This is a genomic window from Arthrobacter sp. B3I9, from assembly GCF_030816935.1.
In the GTDB taxonomy this organism is placed as follows: Bacteria; Actinomycetota; Actinomycetes; order Actinomycetales; family Micrococcaceae; genus Arthrobacter.
The window spans coordinates 3,865,381-3,883,733 of record NZ_JAUSYO010000001.1; the positions used below are offsets into that span (position 1 = coordinate 3,865,381).

Genomic DNA, 18,353 nt, shown 5'->3' on the forward strand with positions numbered 1-18,353 from the left:
GCCCGCCCAACCTATCGTCACTCCTGCCGTTTCGTGGTAGCTTGCCGTGATGAAGCGGATCCAGGTCGGGTTGGTGGCGGACCCGGCCTCGCCCACGGAGATCGCGTGCCTGCTGAGTGACCTCGAGCCGCTGAACGGCGAGGATCGCGAGGGCTGGGACATCGAGGTCGTGAGCGAACCATTCACCGTGGGTTCCGAGGACGTGGAAACTGCCATGGCACGTCTTCGGGAGCACGCTGGTCAGCACGAATGGGACATCGTTATCGGGCTGACCGAGCTTCCCTTCCGTGGCGAGCATGACGGCCGATACCTGCTCGTCAAGACCGACCCGCAGCAACGCACAGCTGTGCTGTCGTTGCCGGCGCTCGGCGGGTTCGGTATACGCTCGCGTGCCCGGCATGCAGTGCGCGCGCTCGTCAGCGGCATGGCGGAGAATACGCAGAACAGGCCCAGTGAGCCGCTCCTCCGCTTCACCAGCCGTTGGCGGCTGCTCGTGGGAATGGTGCTCGCGAATCGTCCGTGGCTCCTCGTGCCTGGGCTCAAGTCCGCGCTCGTGGCAGCGCTGGCAACAGGGGCGGTGGCCACGGTCAACTCCACGGCTTGGCAACTCGCGGGCTCTCTGTCACCGTGGCGCCTCATAGTTGCGACAATCGCCTCCATTGCGCTCGTCGTCGCCTGGCTCGTCATCGACGGCGAACTGTGGGACCGCCCCGACGACAATTCTGCGGAAGCCAAGGAAAGGTCCCTTCTCTACAACACTTCGACGTTGGTGACCCTGAGCATCGGGGTAACCATCTGCTATCTGGCGCTCTACGTGGTGAATCTGGCCTGGGCACTGTTTGTCCTCGACCCGGCCGTCATGGGCGGCTACCTCCACGCAACGCTCGGCTACGGCGACCTGTTCGTGCTGACCTGGTTCGTCGCGTCGGCAGCGACCGTCGGCGGCGCCCTAGGCAGCGGACTGGAGTCAGACGAAGCAATCCGCGCGGCTGCCTACTCCAAGCGCGAGGAGGAGCGCCGCAGCCGGCTCGCGGACGAGCGGGCCTAGGGACCAGCCAGCAACGCTCCTGGGTCTCCCGTGTCCGTGGACGGCTTCAGACCCGGGTGGTCCTGCGGCCCAGCGTTTTTTGCAGCGTTCCACGCTACCCCTCGACATCGTTCCCTAAGGGTGCTTAGCATGAGGCTGCAGCTGTACCTATTTCGCCAACAGGCTGGCCAGCCGGGGTTTTCCGGGGCAGCCAGCTGCTTTAGTCCTTGGGCCTCCCGCTCACTTCGGGCGGACTCAGAGGTCCTAAACGTTTCCCCACTCCCTCACGGGCTCACTTACATCGTTCCTGGTGACGTCCACCCCGGGCGACGCATGCGCGCGGGCCCCAATCAGGGTAGGCAAAGGAAGAGAGCGGAACAATGAAGGCAGTAGTTTACAAAGGACCGAAAGACGTCAGCGTCGAGGACGTGCCGGACGCCAAGATTGAGCACCCCGCCGACGTGCTGGTGCGGATCACCACGACAAACATCTGCGGCTCGGACCTGCACATGTACGAGGGCCGCACCAGCTTTGAACCCGGCCGCACCTTCGGGCACGAGAACCCTCGGTGAAGTGGTCGAAGTCGGCCCGGCGGTCAGCAAGGTGAAAGTGGGAGAACGTGTGGTGCTCCCGTTCAACATCTCCTGCGGATTCTGCAAAAACTGCGAACGTGGCTTCACCAATTACTGCCTGACCATGCAGCCCGAACCAAAGCTCGCCGGCGCGGCCTACGGCTTCGCGGACATGGGTCCATACCAGGGCGGACAAGCCGAATATTTGCGCGTGCCCTACGGGGACTTCAACTGCCTGCGCCTGGGCGAGGACGCCGCGGAGCGAGAAGTCGACTACGTCATGCTCGCCGACATCTTCCCCACCGGCTGGCACGCCACCGAGATGGCCGGGGTCTACCCGGGCGACTCCGTCGTGATCTACGGCGCCGGACCCGTCGGGCTCATGGCCGCCTACTCAGCCACCCTCAAAGGCGCCGGCAAAGTCATGGTCGTTGACCGCCAACCCGACCGGCTTAAGCTGGCCGAAAAGATCGGCGCCATCCCTGTCAATGACGCCGAAGTGGACCCCGTCGAATTCGTCAAGGACCAGACTATGGGCTTCGGCGCGGACCGTGGCTGCGAATGCGTCGGCTACCAGGCCCACGACACCGGCGGAACCGAACACCCCAACATGACCCTGAACCGGCTCGTGGACTCCGTACGCTTCGTCGGCGGCATCGGCGTGGTTGGCGTGTTCCTGCCCCAGGACCCCGGAGGCCCCGACGAACTCGCCAAGCAGGGCCAGGTGGCCTTTGACTACGGGAACTACTGGTTCAAGGGACAGACTATGGGCTCCGGCCAGTGTCCGGTCAAGAAGTACAACCGCGCCCTGCGCGACCTCGTCGCAGGCGGAAAGGCCACTCCCTCCTTCATCGTCAGCCACGAGCTACCACTTGACCAGGCCCCCGAGGGCTACAGGAACTTCGACAACCGTGAAGACGGTTGGACAAAAGTTGTCCTCCACCCCGCCAGCGCCTAAGAGAGCACGAAGAGGAGAAATTCCGATGTCGAAACAAACAACAACTTCCGGGATGTGGTGTTGATGCGAGCAATGGTTTACCGGGGCCCGTACAAAGTACGGGTCGAAGAGAAAGACATCCCGAAGATCGAACACCCGAACGACGCCATCGTGCGGGTCAGCAAGGGCGCCATTTGCGGGTCCGACCTGCACCTCTATCACGGCATGATGCCGGACACCCGGGTGGGCATGACGTTCGGGCACGAGTTTGTGGGGACAGTGCATGAGGTGGGATCCTCGGTGCAGAACGTGGCGGTAGGTGACCGCGTGATGGTGCCGTTCAACGTCTATTGCGGCTCCTGTTACTTCTGCGCCCGCGGCCTGTACTCCAACTGCCACAACGTCAACCCCAATGCCACGGCCGTGGGCGGCATCTACGGCTACTCCCACACCTGCGGAGGTTACGACGGCGGCCAGGCCGAATTCGTCCGCGTCCCCTTTGCGGATGTGGGGCCATCGAAGATTCCGGACTGGATGGACGAGGAGGACGCGGTGCTGCTCACAGACGCATGCCCCACAGGCTACTTCGGCGCCCAACTCGGGGACATCGTGGAGGGCGACACCGTGGTGGTGTTCGGCGCAGGCCCGGTGGGGCTGTTCGCCGCCAAGTCCTCCTGGCTGATGGGGGCAGGGCGGGTGATCGTGGTTGACCACCTCAATTATCGACTTGAAAAAGCCCGCAGCTTCGCCCATGCCGAGACGTTCAACTTCGCGGAGTACAAGGACATCGTGGTGCACCTGAAGAAGGAGACCGATTTCCTCGGCGCCGACGTCGTGATTGACGCCGTGGGGGCCGAAGCGGACGGAAACTTCCTCCAGCACGTCACCAGCAGCAAGCTCAAACTGCAGGGCGGCTCCCCCGTCGCACTCAACTGGGCCATCGACTCCGTCCGCAAAGGCGGCACCGTATCCGTTGTGGGCGCCTACGGCCCGATCTTCAGCGCCGTGAAGTTCGGCGACGCCATGAACAAGGGCCTGACGCTGCGCATGAACCAGTGCCCGGTCAAACGCCAGTGGCCGCGGCTCTTCGAACACATCCGCAACGGATACCTGAAACCCAGCGACATCGTCACCCACCGTATCCCGCTGGAACACATCGCCGAGGGATACCACATGTTCTCCGCCAAACTGGACAACATCATCAAGCCGCTCGTTGTCGCCGACCAGTCGTGAAGGGAAGCACACCATGACTGAAATAGCCACACCCTACATCGCCGGCAAACCCGCCCTTAAGAAGTCTGCGGAAGACCTGCGGGCACAGATCCCCGGATGGGGCGCGGACCTCGACCCAGCCGACCGGCCCTCCTACCCCCGGGAGCAACCCGGAATCGAGACCGGCGCGCGCTGGGACTTCCCGGAACGCCAGCCGGAGAAATACCCCCGGGAGCGTTCCGTCGAGCACGCCTTCCTGCCCCCCGTTTTCGGCACATCGACACCGCCTGCCGGGATATCGGGGGTCATCCGGAAGTACGCCTACAAGTACAGCGAGGGCAGGGCCGCGCACTGGTTGCTGCTTGTCGCGGCCGACCGGGTGGACGCCTGGGAACACCACGTGAAGTCCTTTGCCACCCTGCACCCCGACAACCCCATCACCGAAACAGGGGTGCTCAGCGAGTTCTCCCGCCACGGTGTCCGCTCCCGGTTCGGACAAAAACGCGCCGACGTCAACCACCAGTGGATCGACCCAATTATCGTGGGCGGCCCCTGGGTGCTCGCCGGCCTGGGTGCTGTTGCAGCCGTCCGGGCGCTGCGAAAGCATCGCACAGCCTGACAACCATTGTGCGACGAGGGTGGCGGACCACCACGGGTGTCACCAGCAGCTCATGTGCTGGTGACACCCGCACGTCATCCTTGCACGTTGCGGCATGCCCTCCTCAGTGCCCCTTGCGGGGTGCGGCGCGGGTGGAGCTACTGCGTACAACAAGTGTCGGCGCGATCGGCGTACGGTCTACCTCCCGCCCTTCCATTGCACCGATAAGCACTTCCATGCTCATGAGTGCCAACGCGGTGAAGTCCTGGCGGACTGTGGTCAGGGGCGGCAGAAAATAGTCTGAACCTTCGATATCGTCAAAGCCGACGACACTGACGTCGTCCGGGACGCGGACGCCGTTTTCGGCGAATGCGCGTATGAGACCGAGGGCGGTGTGGTCGCTGGCTGTGAAGATTGCCTGCGGGACCTTGCCCTCCCGGACTAGCTGGAGGCCGGTCTCGTAGGCCCATCCGGGGCTCCAGTCGCCCTCCATGCAGAGCCCTGCCGGCAGTCCGGCGTCACGCAGCGCAGCCTCCCATCCACGCTTGCGCACCCGCCCGTCAAACCAGTCCATAGAGCCGGCGAGGTGGGCGATGTCAGTGTGGCCGAGGTCAATGAGGTGCTGGGTGGCCAGCCTGGCTCCGAGTTCCTGGTTTTCGGAGTATGTGAAGACGTTGGGAGTCGATGACGCTCCGGCCGCTATCATCTCCACTGGGACGCGGCATGAGGCATTCCACACAGCTGATGCCATGTCCACCAAGGGTGCGACGACGATGATTCCCCCTACGCCGGTATCGTCCAGGGTATCGAGGGCGGCCTGCACGGACTCTTCATAGGGTTGCTCGACACTGATGACCGTGGTGGCGTAGCCCTTCTTCCGCGCAACGTTTTCCAGGGCCATGAGCGTCCCCACCGGGCCGAATCGCGGAGAGCCGTCAGAGAGTAGGCCGATGGACGTCGACCGGTTGGTGACCAGCGCGGTCGCTGCCCGGTTCCGGCGGTACCCGATGTCCTTAATGACCTGCAAGACGCGTTGCCGGGTTGCCGCGCTGACATCCGGTGCGTCATTGAGTACCCGTGAGACCGTGCCGAAGGAAACGCCGGCAATCTGTGCCACATCGTTAATGGTCGGCTTCCTCCGCAATGTGGCGTCCGAAGGCCTCGCATTCGCCCCCCGTGGAACCGCTATGCCTTTCACGCTCTCTCCTGTCGTGCACCGCCCGGACCCAGCCGATGTGGGTCCTGTGCTTACCAATCTTACGACCGTGCGACTTTCCCGGGTCCTGACGGATCGGCTGCAGTGATGTTTGACACGTCGTTCCGTAAACGTTTACGATTTCGGAAGCGTAAACGTTCACGGTCTTTCAGGAACGGCTACGCAGCAGTGAAATTCAACGAGGAAGGAGCGCAAATGGCCGACACCATCGTCGACGCACTCGCGCTCGATCCCACCGCTGGGCCTCGGGATATCGACCAGGCCCAGTGGAGAAATCTAGAAGTGTTCCTGACAGATGCCGCACGCGATGATCTCGCCGGGGCTGTCCGAACCTTCGTCTCCGCCGGCTCCTCGGCTGTCGCGGGCATCTTCCTTGGCAATCTCCTGTGGGCGAGCCTGGTCATCACCGTCGACGACTCAGGCGCGGCCGCAACGGTGTCCACCATTGACGGCCCGGCTGCCCAAACTGCCGGCGACATGACAAAAGCAGCAGGCGAGGCTGTGAAGTGGGTTCAAGCCCACCATGGGCCATGTTCGCTGGGCTTCTTTGTCGACAAAGTACACGCAGAAGCGCTCCTTGGGGCTTCAGATAAGGCCGGTGCTATCCGCACAGCCTCCGCCGCGGGAGGGCTCGTCCTGTCGCCTGTTCCGGCGGCACTGGCCACAGCCCTCGCCTGATCCATCCGAACCACCAACCCATCCATCCCCTCAAAGCACTGGAGAACAATGATGATCCGCAGGCTTCCCTTTGTGGCCTTGGCCGCAGCCCTGTCACTTTCCGTCGCCTCTTGCAGCAGTTCGACAACGGGCGCGTCAAACGCTCCGGACGCCGGCGTGTCTGAAAAGGCTCAGCTCGCCCTCGACAAGATCAAGGGACAGGTCTTGAGCAAAGGCCCCAACGGCGAGACGCCCTCCCCCGCATCCGCTGCAGACCTGACGCCCGAAGAGATAGAGAAGATCAAGGGACTCAACGCCAAAGCTGCAATCGTCATGCACTACGGCGGCAACGACTGGGCCACGGCCCAGGTCAATGGACTCAAGAGCGAATTCGAAAAGCTCGGCATCAAGGTCATCGCCACAACCGACGCGAATTTCAAGCCGGACAAGCAGGTTTCGGACATCGAGACGGTCATGACGCAGGACCCGGACGTCGTCGTCTCCATCCCCACGGACCCTGTGGCCACAGCCTCCGCATACAAGAAAGCCGCCGCCGCCGGCACGAAGCTCGTCTTCATGGACAACATCCCCCAGGGACTGACTGCCGGCAAGGACTACGTCTCCGTTGTTTCTGCAGACAACTATGGCAACGGTGTCGTCTCCGCCCACCAGATGGCCAAAGCGCTCGGCGGTAAGGGGAAAATCGGACTTATCTTCCACCAGGCCGACTTCTTCGTGACCAAGCAGCGCTACCAGGGATTCAAGGAAACAATCACGAAGGAATACCCGGAGATCCAGATCGTCGAAGAGAAGGGCATCGCTGGGCCCGACTTCGCTGGAGACGCCCAGGCCTCTGCGAACGCCATGCTGAGCAAGTACGCCGACCTGTCCGGCATCTGGGCGGTGTGGGACGTTCCCGCAGAAGGCGTCATGGCCGCGGCGCGTGCCGCCGGCCGGCAGGATCTGAAGATTGCCACCGAGGACCTCGGCAAGAACGTCGCCATCGCCCTGGCCAAGAACGAACTCGTTGTCGGCCTCGGTGCCCAGGTTCCGTTCGACCAGGGTGTCACGGAAGCCCGGCTGGCTGCGGGAGCGCTTATCGGTAAGGAAGCGCCGGCATATGTGGCACTGAGTGCCCTCCCGGTTGACCACTCTAACGTCCTCGAGGCCTGGAAGCAGGTTTACCACGAGGACGCTCCAAAGGACATTCAAGAGTCCCTCAAGAAGTAGCCAGACCCGACGGTGCGGGGGGCTACCCCCGCACCGCGCCGAAAGGGCAACAATGAACACCGCAGACAATGTCGTCGAGATGCGCTCGATTTCCAAGGGCTTCAACGGCGTCTCCGTGCTGAAGGATGTCGGCTTCGACGTCCGGAAGGGCGAGGTCCACGCACTCGCCGGCGGCAACGGGGCCGGTAAGTCCACGCTCATGAAGATCCTGCAGGGCGTCTACCAGGCAGACGCCGGAGAGATCCTCATCGGAGGCAAACCGGCCTCCATCAACTCGATCCAGGACGCGAAGGCCGCCGGCATCGGTATGGTTTTCCAGGAATTCAGCCTCGTACCGAGCCTCACCGTTGCCCAGAACATCTTCCTCGCAGCTGAACCGCTCGGGAAGGGCGGGTTCATTGATGACCGCGCAGCAGTAAGGCGCGCCAAGGAAGTCTTCTCCGAAATGGAGGTCGACGTCGACCCCCGTGCGGAGGTCTCCCGTCTTGGCACCGCATACTGGCAGCTGACCGAGATCGCCAAAGCCCTTGCACAGAACGCCACAGTGCTGATCATGGATGAGCCGACCGCCAGTTTGGCCCGGCACGAGTCCGAAGCGCTCTTCGATCTGATCGACCGTCTCAAGCAGCGGCGCATCTCAATCATTTACATATCGCACCGCATGGACGAGGTGTACAGGCTCGCGGACCGGATCACCATCCTCCGCGACGGCCGCCACCTCCTCACCGAGCCGCTTACCAATGTCACCCCCGAGCAGATTGTAGAGGGGATCGTCGGCAAGAAAATCGAGGGCCAGCTTTCCTACCGCGCCCGTCATGTGGCTCCCGACGGGGAACCGCTCCTGGAGGTGCGCGGGCTGAACGCCGGAGACCGGGTCCGGAACGTTTCCTTCGCACTCCGGCCCGGCGAGATCCTGGGACTGGCGGGACTGATGGGCAGCGGACGAACTGAACTTGCCCGGGCACTCTTCGGCATTGACAAAGTGGACAGCGGCGAAATCCTCCTCCGGGGCAAAAAGGTCAATCTCACTTCACCACAGCAGGCCATCACTGCGGGCGTCGCCCTGGTCCCGGAGGACCGCAGGGCCCAAGGTCTCGTCCTGGAGCACTCCGTCCAAGACAACCTGCTGCTGCCGTTGCTCGGGCAGATTCAGCGGGGACCGCTTCTGGATGGAACCAAGGGCAAGCAGTTGTCCTCATCACTGATTAAGAGGTTCGCCGTCAAGGTCGCACACCCCCACCGACCGGTGCGCCTGCTCTCGGGCGGCAACCAGCAGAAGGTTGTCATCGCCAAGTGGCTGGGCACCGACCCGGACATCCTGATTCTGGACGAGCCAACCGCCGGTGTTGACATCGGCACCAAAAGCGAAATTTTGGACATGATCCGTGAGTTGGCCAGTGCCGGCAAAGCCGTCATCGTCATCTCCTCCGAGTACCCCGAACTACTCGCGGTCAGCGACCGCGTCCTCGTCCTCAGGGACGGCTCCATCATCCGCGACATCCCCCGCAGCGAAATTGCTGACGAGGAATATCTCCAACTTGCAGTCCAGGGAGTCTGAACAGTGAGCAAGGCAAACACCATCGCGCCCCGGGACACCGTGGCACCCCGTAATTTCGGCACCATCCTGAAAGAACTCGACTGGCGCCGCTATGTCATCTATATCGGCTTCGTCGTCGTCTTCCTTTTCTTCGCCGTCCTCCTGCGTGACCAGGGCTTCCTCTCGCCGAACAACCTGCTGAACATCTTCCGGCAGACGGCCACCATCACCGTCATCGCAGTAGGCATGACCTATGTGATCGCCTGCGCGGAGATCGACCTGAGCGTCGGATCCGTCGCTGGCCTCTCCAGTGTCTGCACGGCCATGGCACTCTCCCAATGGGGCCTGATCCCCGGCATCCTTGCCGGCCTCGCCGTCGGGCTCGTGGTCGGATCGATCAACGGTGCCCTGGTCAGCCTCCTAGGCATCCCCTCCTTCCTGGTGACTCTCGGCATGCTCGGGATAGCCGTCGGCGTCGCGCAGTGGATCACCGCCTCAGCGCCGCAGCCGATTCTGAGCGATACGTTCAACATGCTGTTCGGGTCCGGCAACTTCGGCCCCGTTCCTGGCCTTGTCGTCTGGAGCGCCATCTTCGTCGCCATCGGCGCCGTCGTCCTGAACCGCACCAGGTTCGGCCGGCAGGTCCTGGCGACAGGAGGCAACCGCAACGCCGCGGAGTTCACCGGCATCAACACCAAGCGCATTAAATTCCAGGTGCTCCTCATCTCGGGCATGGTCGCAAGCGTCGCGGGCATGCTTTACGCCGGCCGCCTCCAGTCGGGCCGGTTCCAGTGGGGCGCCGGTGACGAACTCTCCGCCATTGCCGCCGTCATCCTGGGTGGAACCAGCCTCTTCGGCGGATTCGGCTCCATCATCGGAACCCTCTTCGGGGCCTTGCTGATCGGCCTGATCAACAACGGACTGATTCTGGCCGGACTCGACAGCAGCCAGCAGCAGGTGGTCCGCGGCGCCATCATCATCCTGGCCGTCGCCCTCGCCCGGAAGAAGTAGAACCTATGACCGCCAAGCTACGTTCCGGAATCATCGGCACAGGATTTATGGGGTCCGTCCACGCGCACGCAGTGCGCGCAGCAGGGGGCGAAGTCAGTGCAGTCGCCGGAAGCAGCCAGGCTTCCGGGGAGGCGGCAGCCGTCAGCCTCGGTGCGCGGACCGCTGCCGCGTCTCCTGAGGCGCTGATCGGACGCGACGACGTGGATGTCGTTCATATCTGTACCCCGAACGCGACCCATGCCGACCTCGCCCGCAAGGCCATCGCCGCGGGGAAAGCCGTAGTCTGCGAGAAACCCCTCGCTACCAGCGTGCAGGACGCACAGGAACTGACAGACCTCGCGGACCGTGCAGGAGTGGTTACGGCCGTACCGTTCGTCTACAGGTTCTATCCGGCAATTCGCGAAGCACGCGATCGGATTAGCCGCGGCGAGGCCGGCCACCTCTGGCTGTTGCACGGCTCGTATCTGCAGGATTGGCTAGTCGGCGCAGAAGCCACGAACTGGCGGGTCGATTCCACGCTCGGAGGAACATCGAGGGCGTTCGGTGACATCGGCGTGCACTGGTGTGACCTGATGGAATTCACTACAGGACACAGGATAACCAGGCTTGTGGCCAGGACCAGCCGGGCGTATGACCAACGCGAAAGTGGCGGACAGTTATCGTCCGTTGCGACCGAGGACGGGGCTACGCTCCTGTTCGAGACCGAAAAGGGAGCCACCGGTTCCCTGGTGGTCAGCCAGGTCAGCCCCGGCCGGAAAAACCGCCTGTGGTTCTCCTTTGATGGAACCGAAGCATCATTCAGCTTCAATCAGGAGCGGCCGGACACCCTGCACGTGGGCCGCACAGAGTCCACTTCTAAAATCGCCGTCGGCCCGCAAACTCTTGCCACTCCGGGCGGCCGACGGTACGCGAAACTCCCTCCGGGCCATCCTCAGGGATACCAGGACTGCTTCAACGCCTTCGTCGCAGACGTGTATGCGGCTGTCCAGGGACAGGAACCCGAGGGCCTTCCCACGTTCCGGGACGGTCTGCGGGCAGCCCTCCTGACTGACGCACTCGTCAGCTCCGCTGCGCAGCAGTCATGGGTGGACGTCCCCAGCGTTGACAATCCCCTCGAACTACTTAAGTCTTCCTCCGCAGTTGAAAGGCAAAAACAATGAAACTTGGTTACTGTTCCATCACCTGGGGCGGGGTCGTCGGACATCCCCAAGGCGTGACGAGCGTCAAGGACCTCTTCTACCTGACCCACGGATCCATGAAGGATGCCGTGCAGGACATAGCATCTGTCGGCTACGAAGGCGTTGAAATGTTCGACGGCAACCTTGCGGAATACGCCGACAAGCCCGAAGAGCTTAAAGAGATCCTCAGCAGTAACGGCGTCGCGTTGGCCAGCGTGTACACCGGGGCGAACTTCATTTACACGGACATCCTCCCGGACGAAATGCACCGGATCCACCGGGCCGCGGAATTGGCCGCGACCTTCGGAGCGGAACGGCTCGTAGTCGGGGGCGGAGCGCGGCGCGCGGCCGGAACGACCGAAGGCGACTACCACCGCCTGGGTCATGCGCTGGACCGGGTATCGGACATCGCAGAGAGCTTTGGCCTGTCCGCTAGCTACCACCCGCATCTGAGCACCATCGTCGAGAGCCCGGACGAGCTGGACAAGCTCATGCCGCTCACCCGAATCGGCTTCTGCCCGGACACCGCCCATCTCGCAGCCGGCGGAGCAGACCCGGCCGCAGTCATCCGGAAGTACCCCGACAGGATCCGGCATGTCCACCTCAAGGACTTCCAGCAGGACCCGTTCAACTTCCTGCCCCTTGGCGAAGGCGAACTCGATTTCCCGGACATCATCGCCGCCATCCGCGAAAGCGGATACGACAGCTGGCTCATGGTCGAGCTCGACAACTACGACGGCGACCCGAAAGCCGCTGCCGAAATCAGCAAGAAGTACCTCGAGACACTCCTCTAACCGATTTTTTGACCGCAAGGGAAAGCCACAGCCGGCACTTCCCGCCTTTTTTCTGAAGGGAACCTGATTCACATGCAGAACCTCAACGTCGGCCTCATCGGAGGCGGCTTCATGGGCAAAGCCCACTCCCTCGCTTACGCCGCTATGCCCATGTTCTTTTGGCCAGCACCGGCGCTCCCGGTCCGCAAGGTCATCGCGGAGGCCACTCCGGACCTGGCCGCCGAAGCCGCCCGCCGCTTCGGCTTCGAAAACTCCACCTCGGACTGGCGCAGCATCATCGAAGATCCAGACATCCACGTCGTAGACATTGCCACGCCAAACCACCTCCATGCCGAGATCGCCATCGCCGCCGCTGAAGCAGGCAAGCACATCATCTGCGAAAAGCCCCTGGCGCGCACCGGTGAGGAATCCAAGGCCATGTACGACGCCGTCAAAGACAAGAACATCGTCCACATGGTCGCCTTCAACTACCGGCGCACCCCGGCAGTAGCGCTGGCAAAGAAATACATCGAGGAAGGGGCCATCGGCCAGATCCTGAACTTCCGCGGAACCTACCTGCAGGACTGGAGCGCTGACCCTAACTCCCCCTTGTCCTGGCGCTTCCAGAAATCCATCGCAGGTTCCGGCGCCCTTGGCGACATAGCGACACATGTCATCGACATGGCCCGCTACCTCGTCGGCGAGTTCAGCGCTGTCAATGCCGTCATGTCGACCTGGATCCCGGAGCGGCCGTTGCAAACGGGCGGGGCGGACGCACTCGGCACCGTACGGGGCGGGGAAGGTCCGCGGGGCCAGGTTGATGTCGATGATGAAGTCATGACGATGATCCGCTTCGCGAACGGAGCCGTTGGCTCCGTGGAGGCGACCCGCAACGCGCACGGCAGGAACAACTACATCACCTTCGAAATTCACGGAACCGAAGGCAGCATCGTCTTCAACTACGAACGGCGCGACGAACTGCAGGTGTCCTTCGCCTCCGACCAGGCCGACCGGCGCGGATTCCGCACGGTCTACACCGGTCCGGCCCACCCGTACGGAGAAGGGCTCTGGCCCATTCCGGCGCTCGGCATCGGTTACGGCGAAACGAAGATCATCGAAGCCTATGACTTCTTCAAAGCCATCGCAGAAGGGGGCAGCGTAAGCCCCAGCTTCGCAGACGGCTACCAGGTCGCCCTGATCGACGACGCCATCGTCGAGTCCGCTGCCAAAGAATCATGGGTCGACGTCCCGCAGATCAACGCCTGACCCATCCACCTCGGGAGGGGCGGTGCCCCGCCGCCCCTCCCCCAGGACCGTCAAGGACCCAAGATGACCGAACCCCTCCTGACCCGCCACAGCACCGAAGAAGTCTGGCTCATGCCGGTCTTCATCGCCAAAGCCGGACACGAAGCCGATCTTCAGGAAGCACTCCTGACCCTGCAAACGGTAAGCCGCAAGGACCCGGGATGCCTGCACTACACAGTTTTCGCCGACGCCCACGGACCCGGAACGTTCGTACTTTTCGAAGGATGGTCCCGTTCCGAAGACCTGAAGGCCCACAACGACGAGAACCACGTCAAGGAATTCGTGAAAAAGGTGGAGCCACTCCTGGCCGTCCCCTTCTCCGTAACTCCCCTTAATCCCCTCCCCTGACCTTCCGGACCAGACCAGCAAAGGACACAAGATGCCCCGCCCGTTCACCCTCTTCACCGGCCAGTGGGCCGACCTGCCCTTCGAGGAAGTCGCGCGGCTCGCCTCCGGCTGGGGCTACGACGGCCTGGAGATCGCCGTTTCCGGCGACCACCTGGACGCCTGGCGCTGGGACGAGCCCGGCTACGTCGAGTCCAAGCTCGCCGTGCTGGAAAAGTACAACCTCAAGGTCTGGGCCATCTCCAACCACCTCAAAGGCCAGGCCGTCTGCGATGACCCCATCGACTTCCGCCACGAAGCCATCGTCGGGTCCAAGGTCTGGGGCGACGGCGACCCCGAAGGCGTCCGTCAGCGCGCGGCGGAGGAGATGCAGCAGACCGCACGGCTCGCCAAGGCACTGGGCGTGGACACCGTCGTCGGGTTCACCGGCTCCTCCATCTGGCAGTACGTCGCGATGTTCCCGCCCGTCCCGGAAAAGGTGATCGAGGCCGCGCTACCAGGACTTCGCCGACCGGTGGAACCCCATCCTGGACGTCTTCGACGAGTGCGGCGTCCGCTTCGCCCACGAAGTCCACCCCTCCGAGATCGCATACGACTACTGGACCACCGTCCGCACCCTCGAAGCGATCGGCCACCGCGAGGCATTCGGGCTGAACTGGGACCCGTCCCACTTCATGTGGCAAGGCATCGACCCGGTCTCCTTCATCTGGGACTTCAAGGACCGGATCTACCACGTGGACTGCAAAGACACCAAGCTCCGCCCCACCGGCCGGAACACCGTGATGGGCTCCCACCTGCCCTGGGGCGACCCGCGCCGTGGCTGGGACTTCGTCTCCGCCGGACGCGGCGACGTGCCCTGGGAATCCTCCTTCCGCGCCCTGTCCGCGATCGGCTACACCGGCCCCATCTCCGTTGAGTGGGAAGACGCCGGCATGGACCGCCTCCACGGCGCCCCCGAAGCCCTCGCCAACCTCAAAAAGTTCGACTTCCCGGCGTCGAACACCTCCTTCGACGCCGCCTTCAGCACCAAGGACTAAAGTCATGGCCGTTCCGCCTCGCGTGGCGGGGCCTTTTGCTTTGCCTGGGCTGTCTCACTGAAGCGCCTGAAACTCTGAAGCGGAGGGCGCCGTATTGGACCTGTCTCTAGACCCGGCGCACGGTCAGGAGAACGTTGGGGCAGGCATTCGCGTAGCGGAGCAGCGTCATTTTTTCCCCGCTATTGACTGTGAGTCCCCACCGGATTTTCACCGCCACCCACTGTTCGATGTAGGTGCAGCGGTTCGCCGGTGGCATCCAGTACTGGGGGCTTGCACCGTTCTTTTCCACGTTGAGCTCTGTGGTCTGAACAGTCAGGGCGCGTGGGTCTCCCAGGTCGTTGAGGTAGGCCACCCGCCGGGACTGGGACCAGTACCTCGCGCCGGAGCCCCACGCTTCATGGACGGGTACGGTGTGGTCGATCTGCACGGTTGAAGGGGACGTGTGGATCCGGTTGTCCCACGTGGTCACCCATCGTCCCCCGGTCACCTCACAGCCGTCTTTCGAGTAGGAGGGGCGGGTCTGGCTCTCTGCGGCCAGTACTTCCTGCCGGGTGTTCCGGCAGTCACCGTCGGCGTCCGCCCACTGGCCGAAGTAACGGTCCCTGTCGTAGCCCACGTTTTCCTCGTCTGACACAGCCAGCCCCTGGATAGCGGTGCGGAGGGTCGCGCGGTAGGGGGCCGCCGACTCGTCCGGCACAAAGCGTGCGGCAGGTGGTATGGCCGGATTAGCAGGCCCCACCAGCAGCAGGCCGGCCGCGAGAGCCACGGAAGTCACGGCCCGCCATAGATCAATTCCCGGCCCGGGCATAAGCGCTCTCACGCTGCCCCGGATGTCCTGACGGACGTTCATGATTCTCCAAATGACGCTAAGAAGATGATGATGCACCAAGGTGGGTGCGAAGGCAACGAGGCCTTATCGGCACTACCGGATCGCGGCGATCGTATAAATCAGGTCGTGGTCCGACGGCGGTCGTCCACCGACCACCTGGTCGCCGTAAGGCAGCCAGTTCTCCCAATAACTGACACTGGAGTTGCCGGCAGCGAAATACACCTGGTCAATGCGGGAAGACCCGACGACGCCCAGTGTGTATTCGTTGTAGGTCTTGAACTCGGAATGCATTCGGGCGGCGGTGCCGTCGAAGCTGTCCGCGTACCCGATGGCACCAAGCTGGGCGGTCTGCGGCGCGGAGCTGCTTGCCGAGGCGTTGAAGTCACCCGTCACGAACGCCGGCAGGCCGCCTGGATTTACCTGCAGGATCTCTGCGGAGAGCATCGCCGCTTCGGAGTCGCGGGCGGCCTGCTGGTCGACGCCGTGCTCAAAGTGCGTGTTGAAGACGAAGAATTCCTTCGCCGTCGCCTTCGCCTTCAGCTTGACCCAGGTCATGGCGCGGCCAAAGACCGGATACGGCCTGTACTCGAAAATCTTGTAGCCCGCAGCAGCCAGATCAAAGCGGCCCGCGCGCCAGAGGATTGGGATCGGCTCGGTTGCACCATCGGCGGGCTGGTAGAGGGCGTAGCTGGTCATCCGCTGGATGTCCGAGGCCTGGGTGTAAGAGCGGGCCCCGATCCAGATGTTCGGCGCCTCCTGGATGCCGATCACGTCAGGCTTGATCGTGTTGATGATGTTCTTAACCCCGACTACACGGAGATCCCAGTTCGGTATCTCCGGCTGGGACACATCGCGCCACGCTGAGTCGACGTTGAAAGAAGCCACTTTAACTGTGGTGCTGCTGGCGTCCGACCGAGGAGCGCCAAGCAAGGACAATCCGACGGCGAATGCGACGGCCAAAGCGGTACCGGCCGCACTCGGCCTATGAGAATTAGTGCGGTCAGGATTCAACTGCTTGAAAGATAGCAACGTATTCCCCGTTCGCTTATCCTCAACCATCCTTGAAGGAATCTCGATAACGCGGGGGTTATGAGGGCTTTATTGTAGGCCCCCCGATACTGCCAGAAACAGGGTCACAAGCAACCAGATGGCGGTCACTTTTGCCATCAAGAGCAAGGCCGCTGCCGCCATTCAAACAAGGGAAGCAGAGGCCTGGTTCGGCCAAGGGCCGGCTGCTTGGTTTACATGTGGTCCGGCCGCTGATCGCCCTTGTGGCTGCGCAGGTTCTCCTGCACTTTTCCGAACAGATCCTTGATGGTGGACTCGGTGTTCGTGAGCATGTCCGGCTGCACGTAGACCTGCTGACCCGGCGGGAGGCTGTAGTGCGACGGCAGAGCACCGCCGTCGACCCCGTCCAGGGCAATGGTGACGCCGCCTAGGTATTCCTGCTGAAGCGGACAGCCAGGCCATTGACCGCGTCTGGCCGGCTGAGTACGGTCTAGCCCAGCGGTCCGGACACGACAGCACCCGGCCTCGGATCAACAAGCAGGAGGTCCCGGTGGGAAGCGCAGACTACGACTTCCGGACGGTATGGCGGGTGGCGGGAACGCCGGAGGAGGTGGCGGGCGTACTCGGCGACGCCACCACATTGCCTCGCTGGTGGCCCTCGGTCTACCTCGGCGTGGTCCCGGCACCGGAGCCCGTGGACGCCGCGCGGACAGGACTCCCGAGGCCAGTCGCGCTCCACACCAAAGGATGGCTGCCTTATACGCTGCGCTGGACCCTGACGGTCACCGAACCGGTCACCAACCACGGGTTCGCGCTCACCGCAGCCGGTGACCTGAACGGAACGGGCCGGTGGACCTTTGAGCAGGACGGACCGGAAACCGTCATCACCTACCGCTGGCGCGTCCGCGCGGCTAAGCCCATCCTCAGACGCCTGAGCTGGCTGCTGAAACCTGCCTTCGCCGCCAACCACCGCTGGGCTATGGCCCGCGGCGAGGAGAGCCTAGCCCTGGAGCTGCGACGCCGCCGGCACCGCGACGAACCGGAGTCCGTTCCCCCTCCCCCACCGGCGACCTTCGCGAGGCTGACCCGGATTGCTGGGCCGATGTTCGGAAATCACAATCCGGTCAACAATCCGAGCCCGCTCACGCGGCGTCGTTGACTAAGCCCACTTGTGGCGTAAGAGTGGTGCCATGACGGCTCACCGAATTAATAACGGACTGGCACTCGCAACGGCAGCAGCCGCCGCAGTGCTTCTGCTCGGTGGCTGCAGCAATGCCGCCGCTCCGGCTGCAAGTGGATCGGCGTCCGCCACACCAAGCTCTCCGTCGCCCCAAGGTTCTGCCGCCCCCACGACTTCCGCGGCTGAGACGTCGTCCCCACCGCCGGCGGCTCCCCCCTCGTCTACAGCAGCCCAGGCCGGGCCCGCCACGTGCAAGTCGGCCGGCCTCAAGGCCACCACGGATTCCACCGGGGGCGGTGCAGCGGGCAGCGTTTACATGCAGCTGATCCTGACAAACTCCGGGGCCGAACCCTGCGTGCTCAAGGGCTACCCCGGGGTCTCCCTGACTGCAGACGCAAATGGCGACCCCATCGGGGCCGCGGCCACCCGCGACGACGCCACCCCGGTCACGGAAGTTTTGCTCGCTCCCGGGAAGGCCGGCACCGCGACGCTGCGTTACACCCAGGCCGGCAACTACCCGGATTGCTCCCGGACCCCGGCGGCCGGCTTCCGGATCTACCCCCCGGAAGACACCTCCTCGGTATTCGTCGCCCACCCCCTGGACGCCTGCAGCAACACCGGCATCGACCTGTTGACCGTCGGCGCCTTCCAGGCCAAGTAGGTTCCCCCGGCTAGATCAGGGCACGATCTGGACCTGGGCA

Annotated in this window: 18 protein-coding genes and 1 pseudogene; 16 read left to right on the forward strand and 3 right to left on the reverse strand. The window is 63.5% G+C overall.

Annotated features, from left to right (window positions below; translation table 11 throughout):
- Nucleotides 1–49 precede the first annotated feature (49 nt).
- The 5 genes from QFZ65_RS17850 (at nucleotide 50) to QFZ65_RS17870 (ending at nucleotide 4,367) form a co-directional block, all read left to right on the forward strand.
- Nucleotides 50–1,048, forward strand: a complete 999-nt coding sequence (locus tag QFZ65_RS17850) for a hypothetical protein (protein ID WP_306912078.1) — start codon at nucleotides 50–52, stop codon at nucleotides 1,046–1,048.
- Nucleotides 1,049–1,407: 359 nt separating this feature from the next.
- Nucleotides 1,408–1,599: an alcohol dehydrogenase catalytic domain-containing protein gene (locus tag QFZ65_RS17855; RefSeq protein ID WP_306912079.1), complete on the forward strand. Its 192-nt coding sequence runs from the start codon at nucleotides 1,408–1,410 to the stop codon at nucleotides 1,597–1,599.
- Between the two features lies 1 nt (nucleotide 1,600).
- Entirely contained in the window at nucleotides 1,601–2,557 is a 957-nt protein-coding gene (locus QFZ65_RS17860; protein ID WP_306912080.1) for a glutathione-independent formaldehyde dehydrogenase, read from the forward strand.
- Nucleotides 2,558–2,620: 63 nt separating this feature from the next.
- Nucleotides 2,621–3,769: a zinc-dependent alcohol dehydrogenase gene (locus QFZ65_RS17865; RefSeq protein ID WP_306912081.1), complete on the forward strand. Its 1,149-nt coding sequence runs from the start codon at nucleotides 2,621–2,623 to the stop codon at nucleotides 3,767–3,769.
- 13 nt (nucleotides 3,770–3,782) lie between these two features.
- Nucleotides 3,783–4,367 carry a hypothetical protein gene (locus QFZ65_RS17870; protein ID WP_306912082.1) on the forward strand — a complete coding sequence of 195 codons (585 nt, stop codon included), beginning with the start codon at nucleotides 3,783–3,785 and terminating at the stop codon, nucleotides 4,365–4,367.
- A gap of 103 nt (nucleotides 4,368–4,470) precedes the next feature.
- Here QFZ65_RS17870 and QFZ65_RS17875 read toward each other — a convergent pair whose 3' ends face one another.
- The gene (locus QFZ65_RS17875) at nucleotides 4,471–5,544 is read right to left on the reverse strand and encodes a LacI family DNA-binding transcriptional regulator (protein ID WP_306912083.1); all 1,074 of its coding nucleotides are present in this window, start codon (nucleotides 5,542–5,544) and stop codon (nucleotides 4,471–4,473) included.
- A 213-nt stretch (nucleotides 5,545–5,757) separates the two neighbouring features.
- Here QFZ65_RS17875 and QFZ65_RS17880 point away from each other — a divergent pair, with 213 nt between their 5' ends.
- From QFZ65_RS17880 to QFZ65_RS17920, 9 genes and pseudogenes are all read left to right on the forward strand, one after another.
- Complete coding sequence (locus QFZ65_RS17880) at nucleotides 5,758–6,240, forward strand: hypothetical protein (RefSeq protein ID WP_306912084.1); 483 nt, start codon at nucleotides 5,758–5,760, stop codon at nucleotides 6,238–6,240.
- A gap of 156 nt (nucleotides 6,241–6,396) precedes the next feature.
- A complete protein-coding gene (locus QFZ65_RS17885) occupies nucleotides 6,397–7,449 on the forward strand; it encodes a substrate-binding domain-containing protein (protein WP_306912085.1) in 1,053 nt (350 codons plus the stop codon).
- 52 nt (nucleotides 7,450–7,501) lie between these two features.
- Nucleotides 7,502–9,007, forward strand: a complete 1,506-nt coding sequence (locus tag QFZ65_RS17890; RefSeq protein WP_306912086.1) for a sugar ABC transporter ATP-binding protein — start codon at nucleotides 7,502–7,504, stop codon at nucleotides 9,005–9,007.
- 3 nt (nucleotides 9,008–9,010) lie between these two features.
- Complete coding sequence (locus QFZ65_RS17895) at nucleotides 9,011–9,997, forward strand: ABC transporter permease (RefSeq protein WP_306912087.1); 987 nt, start codon at nucleotides 9,011–9,013, stop codon at nucleotides 9,995–9,997.
- A gap of 5 nt (nucleotides 9,998–10,002) precedes the next feature.
- On the forward strand, nucleotides 10,003–11,157 hold the full coding sequence (locus tag QFZ65_RS17900) for a Gfo/Idh/MocA family protein (protein ID WP_306912088.1): 1,155 nt from the start codon (nucleotides 10,003–10,005) through the stop codon (nucleotides 11,155–11,157).
- The gene (locus tag QFZ65_RS17905) at nucleotides 11,154–11,969 is read left to right on the forward strand and encodes a sugar phosphate isomerase/epimerase (RefSeq protein ID WP_306912089.1); all 816 of its coding nucleotides are present in this window, start codon (nucleotides 11,154–11,156) and stop codon (nucleotides 11,967–11,969) included. Before QFZ65_RS17900 ends, QFZ65_RS17905 begins: the two co-directional genes overlap by 4 nt.
- Nucleotides 11,970–12,041: 72 nt before the next feature.
- On the forward strand, nucleotides 12,042–13,214 hold the full coding sequence (locus QFZ65_RS17910; protein ID WP_306912090.1) for a Gfo/Idh/MocA family protein: 1,173 nt from the start codon (nucleotides 12,042–12,044) through the stop codon (nucleotides 13,212–13,214).
- Nucleotides 13,215–13,277: 63 nt separating this feature from the next.
- Nucleotides 13,278–13,601 (forward strand): putative quinol monooxygenase, encoded by a 324-nt coding sequence (locus QFZ65_RS17915; RefSeq protein ID WP_306912091.1) that lies wholly within the window; start codon nucleotides 13,278–13,280, stop codon nucleotides 13,599–13,601.
- 31 nt (nucleotides 13,602–13,632) lie between these two features.
- Nucleotides 13,633–14,635 (forward strand): annotated as a pseudogene (locus QFZ65_RS17920) (sugar phosphate isomerase/epimerase family protein).
- 106 nt (nucleotides 14,636–14,741) lie between these two features.
- Here QFZ65_RS17920 and QFZ65_RS17925 read toward each other — a convergent pair.
- Nucleotides 14,742–15,410 (reverse strand): HNH endonuclease family protein, encoded by a 669-nt coding sequence (locus tag QFZ65_RS17925; RefSeq protein WP_306912092.1) that lies wholly within the window; start codon nucleotides 15,408–15,410, stop codon nucleotides 14,742–14,744.
- A 147-nt stretch (nucleotides 15,411–15,557) separates the two neighbouring features.
- Nucleotides 15,558–16,349: an endonuclease/exonuclease/phosphatase family protein gene (locus QFZ65_RS17930; protein WP_306912093.1), complete on the reverse strand. Its 792-nt coding sequence runs from the start codon at nucleotides 16,347–16,349 to the stop codon at nucleotides 15,558–15,560.
- A gap of 673 nt (nucleotides 16,350–17,022) precedes the next feature.
- Here QFZ65_RS17930 and QFZ65_RS17935 point away from each other — a divergent pair.
- Together QFZ65_RS17935 and QFZ65_RS17940 are read left to right on the forward strand one after the other, a co-directional pair.
- Nucleotides 17,023–17,631: an SRPBCC family protein gene (locus QFZ65_RS17935; RefSeq protein ID WP_306912094.1), complete on the forward strand. Its 609-nt coding sequence runs from the start codon at nucleotides 17,023–17,025 to the stop codon at nucleotides 17,629–17,631.
- 31 nt (nucleotides 17,632–17,662) lie between these two features.
- Nucleotides 17,663–18,313 (forward strand): DUF4232 domain-containing protein, encoded by a 651-nt coding sequence (locus QFZ65_RS17940; RefSeq protein WP_306912095.1) that lies wholly within the window; start codon nucleotides 17,663–17,665, stop codon nucleotides 18,311–18,313.
- Nucleotides 18,314–18,353: the final 40 nt, after the last annotated feature.